Below are 9,597 nucleotides of genomic sequence, written 5' to 3'. Positions count from 1 at the left end.
CCATCTTGGCAAGCGCCGCATAGCTCCCTTTCATCACAAGCTGTTTATCGAGACACCGGATCTCATCGACGAGAAGCTTGAGATACTTTTTGCTGAAACCCCGATCCTTCTCAATCAATCGCTCTCGTAGAATCTTGGTGAAGGCATGTACCTTCCTCTCACCCAAGGCATCCAGCGGCATTTGCTTGAGCCTTCGAAACCCGGCTATTTCAGTCAATAGTGCCTGCCGTTGCGCCTGCAGTTTATTTGCTCGGTCGGTCAACGTCGAATCCATTGGGAGAAGACCCTTCTCCACAGCCTCATACAGCTGATTGCTGCTCTGCTGCACACGTTCCAATTCTCTGGTCAGCTGCTTGACCTTGCCATCCTGGTCGGTTTGCGACCGGCTCAGACGCTTCCTCAGCCCTTCCAACATCGTATGAACTCGTGAGGGCGTAAAGACTCGATCCGCCAAGGATGAGAGGACCAGGCGATCAACCAGCTCTGTGGGAAGGTTTTCGCTCGTGCAGGTGTCCTTCCCTTTAAGAATCCGGCTTGAACACTTGTAATAGCGATACTTCCCACCTTTGCCCGTTGCGAGCGTCATCCCGGCCCCACAAGCCCCGCATTTGAGCAGCCCAGTGAGAAGCGTAGGGCAATTGACAACCCGTGGCGGAACCTTTTCAGGGGAGCGCGATTCCAACTTCTCTTTCACGGCCAAGAACAGCTCCTGGCTCACAGTGGGATCGACCTTGACCGGCACCCACTCCTGCCGAGGCTTCATCCGCCGAACAGCCCCGCCCCGCTTTTCATATTTATTGAAATAGTGCTCCCCGATATAGGCGCGATTGGTCAATACCTCATAGATGCGCCCCTTCGTCCACTGACGGCCCCGAATAAGGATGCCCTGCGCATTCAATCGGGCAGCTATTCCGTAGAGGCCAAGTTCTTGCCCTCGCTCTCCATGCAGGTACCAGTGAAAAATCCGATTGACCACGACCGCCTCGCTCTCCTCCACGATCAACTGTCGTTTCCTTCCCTTATTGCCGGGAAGCTGCACTTCTACCGTTCGATAGCCGACCGGAGGACGCGAGCCGTTAAAGAAGCCCTGCCTGGCGTTCTCGCGCATAGCCCGCAAGGTATGTTTCCCGTTCTCCTTACTCTGGTACTCGTCGAACACGCTGAAGATCCGCCGAATCATCTCGCCGGAAGGATCATCGCTGGTCTGCTGTGTGATCGACAGAACACGAACCTGGTACCGCTTCAATTTCCGTTCATAGAGACCGAATTCGAGTGAATCCCGGAAGAACCGGGAGAGACTATGCACGACAATGGCTTCAAAAGGAGAAGGGCTGACGCAGGCTTCGGTGATCATTCGTTGAAACACTGGCCGTCTGTCATCTGTAGCCGAGGCTCCCGACTCGACATATTCGGCACCAACCGTATGGCCGCCAGTCTGGCACCAGGCCCGCATCTGGCTGAGTTGGTCAGGGATCGACAGATCCTTGTCCGCCTGTTTGCTCGTCGAGACCCGTGCATAGAGCGCTACAATCATGACCTCACCCCCTCTTCCTCTTGGTTCAATACCACCGCTTGAATCAGATCACCGAGAGACGCTTCAATCAATGCGAGCTCGGCATCGGTCACATCGGTCAATTCAAGGTCGAAACGGACTGTTACCTCATTTGGTTGAATCTCATGGGACACGCATGGGCCACCACCTTTCGTGCATCATGTATTCCGGCCCAATCCGTTCCGTTCCTCAGACCCTATCTGATACTCTAACCGCTCCAACTCACCTTCCAACCCATTCCGCCCGAATTCATTAAGCACCACCGTCCGAAAGGCCTGGAACTGGCTTGACGGCAATGAAGCTTGGGCCACAAGCAACACATGCGTCACATGACCGTGAACTAGTTTAAGCACCTCAGCCTTTTTCACCATTCCCCCAACTCAATGGCCTTCATGCGCTTGCGCACATCGGCCTTCCAGCTCAATGGATCAAACAGACGATGCAGCCGCTCTCCAAGAAGCTGGTAGGCCTCTTCTTCCGTCATCATCTCGTGTTCCTGTTTCACGCAGGAGACTGCCGCCATCCGCTTCAGGTAACCATAGATGCTGATCGTGAGCCTCATGAGCCGTTCATCGAGGACCAGCTCTTTTCCGTCAAGGTGCTTGGTTTCCAGCATGTGCAGGGCAGCAATCCGCTGCTGGAGATCAATCCACAGAGGATGCAGAGGCCACCTCGACCGATTTGTGTCCTCCGTCCGAATCCTCAACGTATCGTGGCTTTCAGATAAAAAGTGCAGCAAGGCCCCTTGCCGCTCCTGCAGATCCACAAACGTTCGAATCGAGAACCCTTTCAGAAATGCCTTCCGGACCTGCCATTCGATCCGCCAAACATGCTCATCTTGGCCCCACAACTCGTGAAACCAGACCTTGGCACTTTGCTGCCGGATTTCCGCGATCTTATCGTAGACCCGGAGCACCACATCCCCCTTGCCCAAGGTAAAAGTCTGAACGTTGCCGTTCTCTCGATGTTGGCTATCTTTGTCGGACAGACTCACGAAGGAATCTGCGTCAAAGTCCCGCTCAGCTAGGGAATAGTCGAAGCAGAAATCCACCCGCGAAAGGCTTTCGGGCTGCTGCATTTCACAGCCAACCGACGTGGCCCAGGACACAAACTTGTTATGGAGCGTTGACGCTGGTTGTCGCCACAAAGCTTGGCTTCGATAGGTCACGAAACAGGACGGGTTGTTAAACTCTCCCAGTTCAATTTTGAAATCTTCGTTAGACAGCACGAACGGGTAGCCCGAGCTGCTGCCGTAGGGATAGATGAAAAATTCGGTATCTCCAAATGTTACTGCGCGAGGTTCACGGCTTTTACTCATTCGAAGCTGTTCTTTAATGACCGCGAGGGCTCTGAAGTCGAGATGCTTCGAGGCAGGTGGCGTCAGATAGTAGGCACACTGCACCGTGTCGATGCCGTGCAGGAGTAGTTTGTATGTACCCAGTTCCGAAATCATGTCTCTTCAGGTTTCGGCAAAGGTTCTAGCCGAAGCTCTTGCCCCTCAACCTGCACCATGATCCCCTTTGTTTTCTCCAAAGTCAGATGAAGAGGACCGTTCAAAGCCATGACCCTATCCATGAGCGGAACGAGGTTCACAGTGATAAATAGATCCCCTCCCATCGACTCGATGTGGGCGATGCGAACGAAATAAATCGCGGCGTTTTTTCGCTCGATGGAGGTATAACCGATATCTTTTTCGAGGTCGCTATGCACCCAGTACGGCTGGCGATAGATCCAAGAGGGAAGGGCTTGATAGAACCACCACTGAATCGCCCCTCCTTCGAACACTTCGTTTGGGTTCGCCTTTTTCACGCCTCGCAACCGCGCGATATCAATCCCTACATCCCGGAGGCGCTTATAAAAAGCGAGGTTCCAAATGTCGAAAATGGAAAAAAGCCGCCATTTGCCGAACCGTTCATCCCCTCTGCCTGATCCGAGCCCCTGATAGAGCTGAGACAAAATGCCCGCCCCATCCCAATCCTTCAAAACCTTGCGAGAGACGCCAATGCAGGCTTCGACATCGCCTGAGGTGTAGCGTCGTTGACGAAGAAACTCGATGAGAATGTCCCAATTGCGCGGCAGACCCACGATATCGGGCATCTCCAACTGTGGCTTCGACGATTCATGAACCTTCCGTATATGCATGGGCTTATCGTTACCATATAGTTACATATTAGGTCAAGCAGGGTTTAGGGGAGTCGGTTTAGGAGCCTGTTGAATCGGTAGGAACTAGAAGGGGAGAGTCTGATGACACCCCCCTGCCCCCAGGATGCGCCCGCGTAGCCGCCGACGATGAAAGCAAGAAATCATTGCCATCGACATGCCGAAGGTGACTGTTCGACCCTTTTAACTATGTACTGTCGGAGCTCTCATCACCATGTGTAAGAGGAGTATTTCAGAGACACTAATGACCTGACCGTTGACACCCTTTTTTTCCTCGGCCATTATCGCCCCTTTACGGAGTCTGGGCAGCCTCTCGCCAATCACACCGCGACAAATTGAGGTCATTCGTGTTTTTGCTTCCTCTTCGATTCTTTAAACGGCCCGATGCACCACAAACCTCTAAATTTATCAGGGAGGAACATCATGCGAAATTGATTGTGTTCATCCATGGGATAACAGGCAATGCTCATGACACCTGGTTCAATAAAAAAAGTGGAGCATATTGGCCGGCCCTGCTAGCGGAAGATCCAGATTTCTCTGGCTTCGATGTCTATGTCGTAAGCTATCCCACCACTTTTCTCGGAAGAGGAGCCAATATCGAAGAGACAGCTACACGCTTGTCGCAACAGTTTAAGGACCGGGGATTCTATGATCGATATAAGGAGATTTATTTCATCGCCCATAGTATGGGCGGGTTGATTGCCAAGCGGATGTTACTAGACTTGGACAATGAGCATTCAATTAAAACATTGCGTCAAGTGCGAGCCGTTCTATTTCTATCTACGCCTGCCCAAGGCTCTCCCCTCGCGAGGTTCGTAGCGTGGGGCACTTTTAATCCCCAATTCGACGATTTGCGATCCGCCGTCGGCAATACGTTTCTTCAGACGCTTGATAATCAGTGGGAAGCGTTGCTACGCGCACGAGATGCCGCCAGTGCCTCTTTTCCGAGATCCTACGCCGCTTATGAGAAGAAGCGACTTTGGGGATTGTTCCATATCGTGGACCGACTGTACGCGAAGACTAGAGCCGATGATGCGCCTTATGCAATGGACTTTGTCCATGGAGACATTGCAAAGCCTTTTAGCCGAGAAGGCGATCCATATGAATGGGCGAGGGATAAGATTCTCAACGCGGCTGGTCGCGAGCAAGGGCGCCGCCTACCGAAAGCCGATCCATATCGGTTCTCAATCGGCGTCGCCCATTTGCTCAACGATGAGCAGAGAAACGTGGAAAACTTAATCTATGAATCCTTAACGGAGTTTGATGGAATTCGTGTCTTGGCCTTCGATCGCACAATCGAATTTGATGCTGGCTCCCCCGAAAGTATCAAGAATGCTCATATACGCGCAAAATCCTACTTAACTGAATCTGGTGCCCATGCCATCCTGTGGGGCAACGTCTTAACCCTTCAAGGGAGATCCATACCCAAACTATATTGGACGACCTTGAGTCTGAGCGACTCCATGCAAAAGGGGGCAAAGTACTCTTTTACTGATGATCTGTCGCTTCCGGAAGTATTCTGGAATCACCTTAAAGAACTGCTTTTTCTATTAGTCACTTCTCAATATTCAAGGTTCGAGGAACAAAAGGGCAACTACCTGGCTGAGCGTCTCAAACCTTTTCTCGATCGCGTGCAAAGTTTACTTGAACGAATCCCCACGCAGAGTGATTGGACTCCAAGTGCAATTGCCCAAGCTAAACTCATCTTTGGAAGGGCTGCTACAACATACGGCGAGCAAAGTGGTGACTCAAAATCATTGAGCAGAGCGGTGCAAATCCTCCGCGAAACGTTGCAAGAATACACGCGAGAGCGGGCTCCCTTGAGCTGGGCGATGACACAGAACAATCTCGGTATTGCGCTGAGCATCTTGGGCCAACGGGAGGCGGGCACAGCGCGGCTCGAGGAGGCGCTAATGGCCTACCGGGCGGCCTTGGAGGTATACACGCGAGAGCGGGTTCCTTTGGAGTGGGCACGAACGCAGAACAATCTCGCCAATGTTCTATGCATTTGGGGAAAACGGGAGGCGGGCACAACACGGCTGAAGGAGGCCGTAACGGCCTACCAGGCGGCCTTGGAAGTATATACCCGAGAGCCGTTTCCCTTGGACTGGGCGATCACGCAGAGCAATCTCGGTACTGCGCTGAGCGATTTGGGGGAGCGAGAGGCAGGCACGGCGCGGCTGGAGGAGGCCGTAACAGCCTACCGGGCGGTCTTGGAAGTATACACGCGAGAGCGCTTTCCCTTGGACTGGGCACGAACGCAAAACAAACTCGCCAGTGGCCTAAGCACTCTGGGAAAACGGGCGGCAGGAACGGCGCGACTGGAGGAAGCCGTAACGCTCTACCGAGCGGCCTTGGAAGAGCATACGCGAGAGCGCGTCCCCTTGGAATGGGCGATGACACAGAACAATCTCGCCAATGCCCTTAAGAGTTTGGGCCAGCGGGAGGCGGGAACGGCGCGGCTGGAGGAGGCCGTAACAGCCTACCGGGCGGCCCTGGAAGAGCATAGGCGAGAGCGCGTACCCTTGAGCTGGGCGATGACACAGAACAATCTCGGCATTGCGCTGAGTATGTTGGGGGAACGAGAGCCAGGCACGGCGCGACTAAAGGAGGCCGTAACAGCCTACCGGGCGGCCCTGGAGGAACGCACGCGAGAGCGGGTTCCATTAGACTGGGCAGGAACGCAGAACAATCTTGCCATTGCACTGAGTATCTTGGGGGAGCGAGAGGCGGGAACGGCGCGGCTGGAGGAGGCCGTAACAGCCTACCGGGCGGCCTTAGAGGAAACCACGCGAGAGCGAGTTCCCTTAGACTGGGCAGGGACGCAGAGCAACCTCGCCAATGTCCTAAGGAGCTTAGGGGAACGGGAGACGGGCACCGCGCGGCTTAAGGAAGCCGTAACGGCCTACCGGGTGGCCCTGGAGGAGCGTACGCGAGAGCGGGTTCCCTGGGACTGGGCAGGAACGCAGAACAATCTCGCCATTGCACTGAGCATCTTGGGGGTACGGGAGGCGGGCACGACGAGGCTGGAGGAGGCCGTAACAGCCTACCGGGCGGCCCTGCAGGAGTATACGCAAGAGCGGGCCCCGTTGGAATGGGCACGAATACAGGAAAATCTACGCAAGGCGCTAAGAATTCTTGATGAGCGTGGGCTTAGGCTTTAAGGGTGTCTTTCCGTTGCTTTCATAAAAATTGTGAAGACGGTTCTTAAGGGATCTGAATTGCGCAAACGGACTTCCAAGCCTTGGCAGATTATTTCTGGCGTTTGGCACCGAAATTTATGCAAGTTACGACGAGCAATTTCTTACAGAGTCATTGCGGCCATGAGCGAAGTATTCAGACGTGGGCAACCAACGGATTTATCATCATCTTACTTGATCATATCAATCAAGTGAGACAGCACCTCGACCAAACGCCTTCTTATGTATCCCTAGTCCCCCGTGTTACTGAGACGGGGCCTTTCCGCCTGTCCGGCTTTCGCCGGATCAGGCGGCATCATCCCCCTTATGACGCCCACAATCGCCTTCACGAAACATCCTTCTAGTCAGTTCCCTATCCCAGATAGTAGATGGCTCTGTCGGCCAGACATACTGATACAGCCTTTATAGGTCAGCCTAGTATGATTTGACCATGTTGTGGCGAAAGTATAGACTCCCCCCGCCGATTATTCCCTAGAGAGGATAAGAGAAAGATATTTTTCCCGAGGAAGAGCGCCTCGCTATCTATCTCGGCAACAGTAGATCCGAATTGCTCCATGTAGGTTTATCGGAATATGGGCGAAGAGATCCAAACGCAGCCGGAACCATTCGACTTCACCCGGCATGAGCAGCGCGCTGTCAGCGAATATCTCCGTGTAGTTGGCTATTACGAACAGTTGGCCAACGCTACCAAGCGCATAGCAGAAGAAGCGCTAAAACGTCGAAGCATACGAGTTCATTCTATAGAGGCGCGAGCGAAGGACCCGAAGAGCTTCGGAAAAAAAGCGTCAAAACCATCCCAGCAGGATCCGAATCGACCGATGTATTCAGATCCACTTCAACAAATAACAGACCTCGCCGCCATTCGAATCATCACGTTCTTCCCTCGTACTATCGAAGCAATAGATAGCATGCTCAAATCTGAATTCTCGGTTATCGAGCAGTTTGACAAAGGCGAGGCCCTTATTGAAGAAGAACGTTTCGGCTACAAGAGTGTTCACTACCTCGTAGCCTTCAGTGACGCACGCATTGCTCTTCCAGAGTACCAGCAATTTAACAAGGCCAAAACCGAAGTCCAACTACGAACAATCTTGCAGCACACATGGGCAGAGATCGAACATGATATTCAGTACAAGTCATCTGCCGCTATTCCTCGTGACATTCGGCGGCGATTCATGGCCCTCGCAGGTTTGCTTGAAATCGCAGACCGTGAGTTCCAAGCCATTCAGGATGCAGACCGGGATCTTAATCAACGAGCGGAACGTTCGATCGAGGCCGGCCAACTTGACGCAGTAGAAATCACGCCTATCGCACTGAAATCATACCTCGATCGTCGTCTCGGATCAGATGGCAGAATGTCTGATTTTTCATATGATTGGTATGTACGTCTCCTGTTAAGACTAGGCTTTACATCGCTCGCCCAGATTGATCAATGCATAAGCCCCTATGACAGTGATCGCCTTAGTCGCCTCGCATCTGGCACACGTCAGGGGCAACTATCGAGGTTCGAGTTTATGTTGCTTGCCGGCTTAGGCGAGAAATTCCTTGAAAGGCACTTATACTCTCAAGAAAGGTGGTTCGTAGATAGCATCACTAGTCGCCTTGAAAGGTTCAGAAAAGGGGCCATTCCCATCGGAACTTATGACCCACAGGCACAACCCATGAACCCTGCAGTCGTTCCGCTAACGAAAGAGGGATAAATCGCCCCTAATCCCGTCCGCTGGGCATGCTAGAACTATTTTCGCCAGACGTTGAAATGTAACACTGGGAATTAAATTTGCTCTCATTCTTTTCTGACCTGGATCAGATTGTCTTCAACAATTTGAAATTCAGGTGTAAATCAATGAGCGCCCATTAATATGTCATATTCATATCGCGGCAAGACCGTCATGTGCCCATTAGTAAGATTAGTTACTTGTGGTGAAATGTGAAAGTGCGCAGTGCACTTAATAATGCGTTTCTCTCCATAGCCTTAGGGGCTATCTTCGTAGGTCTTGTTAAAATCGATCACTTTCAGATTCGGGACTTTGCTTCTTTTCTGCTTTTCTTTGTCTTCTTCCGAATTAAGATGTGGATGGATGATGCTGTTTACTTCCAGAAAACAGTCAGAAAATCTATATTTTTTGACCTTGGAATTGTATTAGCAATCATTGCGTGGTCGTTGTGGGCAATAGCCGGTTACACAATTAAGGATACGCAGCAAAGCTATGAGTACACAATGTGGTCTATCATTTTTCTCACTTTATGGATCTTGTGCGATGCCATTGACCAGGGAAATTTTGGGGAGGGAAGACCGCTTTTCATTATTCTGAACCTCGTTTATATCGCAGTGCTTTTATTCTTAACGTGTGATAAGTGTTCATTGCCTTTCGCAAAGGAACATTTAGTTTACATCCTTGTCGGAGGGACGGTTCTTGATTTTCTGTTCACGGGCTCACTGAAGAATTTCAGGGATGATACCACTTAACAATAGCCAGTCCTTTAGTACGACTCGGCATTTCCTGCGCCTAGCGGAACATTAGTTATTGCAAATACTGATCGCGCAGGTCCAGTGACCTTTTTGGTCCTGCATGGGGAGCCAATCTAGAAATACACAGGGGGCTCTCGGCAACATACCGAGAGCCCCATTTTTGGACCAGCAACCAACCTTTTGCTTTTGATCCTCTCCAGGACTGCCCTGAACCTGGA

At 52.0% G+C, this 9,597-nt stretch carries 6 protein-coding genes; 3 read left to right on the top strand and 3 right to left on the bottom strand.

The genetic code is table 11. The features are described 5' to 3' along the window. From KF784_18505 to KF784_18495, 3 genes are all read right to left on the bottom strand, one after another. On the bottom strand, nt 1-1,534 hold a 1,534-nt coding region (locus tag KF784_18505), incomplete at its 3' end, for a recombinase family protein (GenBank protein MBX3121056.1). A gap of 382 nt (nt 1,535-1,916) precedes the next feature. Then, nucleotides 1,917-3,005 carry a hypothetical protein gene (locus tag KF784_18500; protein ID MBX3121055.1) on the bottom strand — a complete coding sequence of 363 codons (1,089 nt, stop codon included), beginning with the start codon at nt 3,003-3,005 and terminating at the stop codon, nt 1,917-1,919. Then, nucleotides 3,002-3,694 carry a hypothetical protein gene (locus KF784_18495; protein MBX3121054.1) on the bottom strand — a complete coding sequence of 231 codons (693 nt, stop codon included), beginning with the start codon at nt 3,692-3,694 and terminating at the stop codon, nt 3,002-3,004. The genes KF784_18500 and KF784_18495 overlap by 4 nt, the downstream gene beginning before the upstream one ends. A gap of 449 nt (nt 3,695-4,143) precedes the next feature. Between KF784_18495 and KF784_18490 the strand changes: the two genes are divergently transcribed. From KF784_18490 to KF784_18480, 3 genes are all read left to right on the top strand, one after another. After that, entirely contained in the window at nt 4,144-6,876 is a 2,733-nt protein-coding gene (locus KF784_18490; GenBank protein MBX3121053.1) for an alpha/beta fold hydrolase, read from the top strand. A 608-nt stretch (nt 6,877-7,484) separates the two neighbouring features. After that, the gene (locus KF784_18485; protein ID MBX3121052.1) at nt 7,485-8,609 is read left to right on the top strand and encodes a hypothetical protein; all 1,125 of its coding nucleotides are present in this window, start codon (nt 7,485-7,487) and stop codon (nt 8,607-8,609) included. 227 nt (nt 8,610-8,836) lie between these two features. Continuing rightward, nucleotides 8,837-9,376, top strand: a complete 540-nt coding sequence (locus tag KF784_18480) for a hypothetical protein (GenBank protein MBX3121051.1) — start codon at nt 8,837-8,839, stop codon at nt 9,374-9,376. Nucleotides 9,377-9,597: the final 221 nt, after the last annotated feature.

This window comes from Fimbriimonadaceae bacterium (genome assembly GCA_019638775.1).
Taxonomy (GTDB): Bacteria; Armatimonadota; Fimbriimonadia; order Fimbriimonadales; family Fimbriimonadaceae; genus JAHBTD01.
The sequence above is the reverse complement of the archived record's forward strand: the minus strand, read 5'-3'. Positions and strand labels throughout refer to the sequence as shown.

Bases quoted from the DNA above. Each gene is read 5' to 3' on its own strand.
- KF784_18500 (MBX3121055.1), bottom strand. From the start codon at position 3,005: ATGATTTCGGAACTGGGTACATACAAACTACTCCTGCACGGCATCGAC.
- KF784_18495 (MBX3121054.1), bottom strand. From the start codon at position 3,694: ATGCATATACGGAAGGTTCATGAATCGTCGAAGCCACAGTTGGAGATG.
- KF784_18485 (MBX3121052.1), top strand. From the start codon at position 7,485: ATGGGCGAAGAGATCCAAACGCAGCCGGAACCATTCGACTTCACCCGG.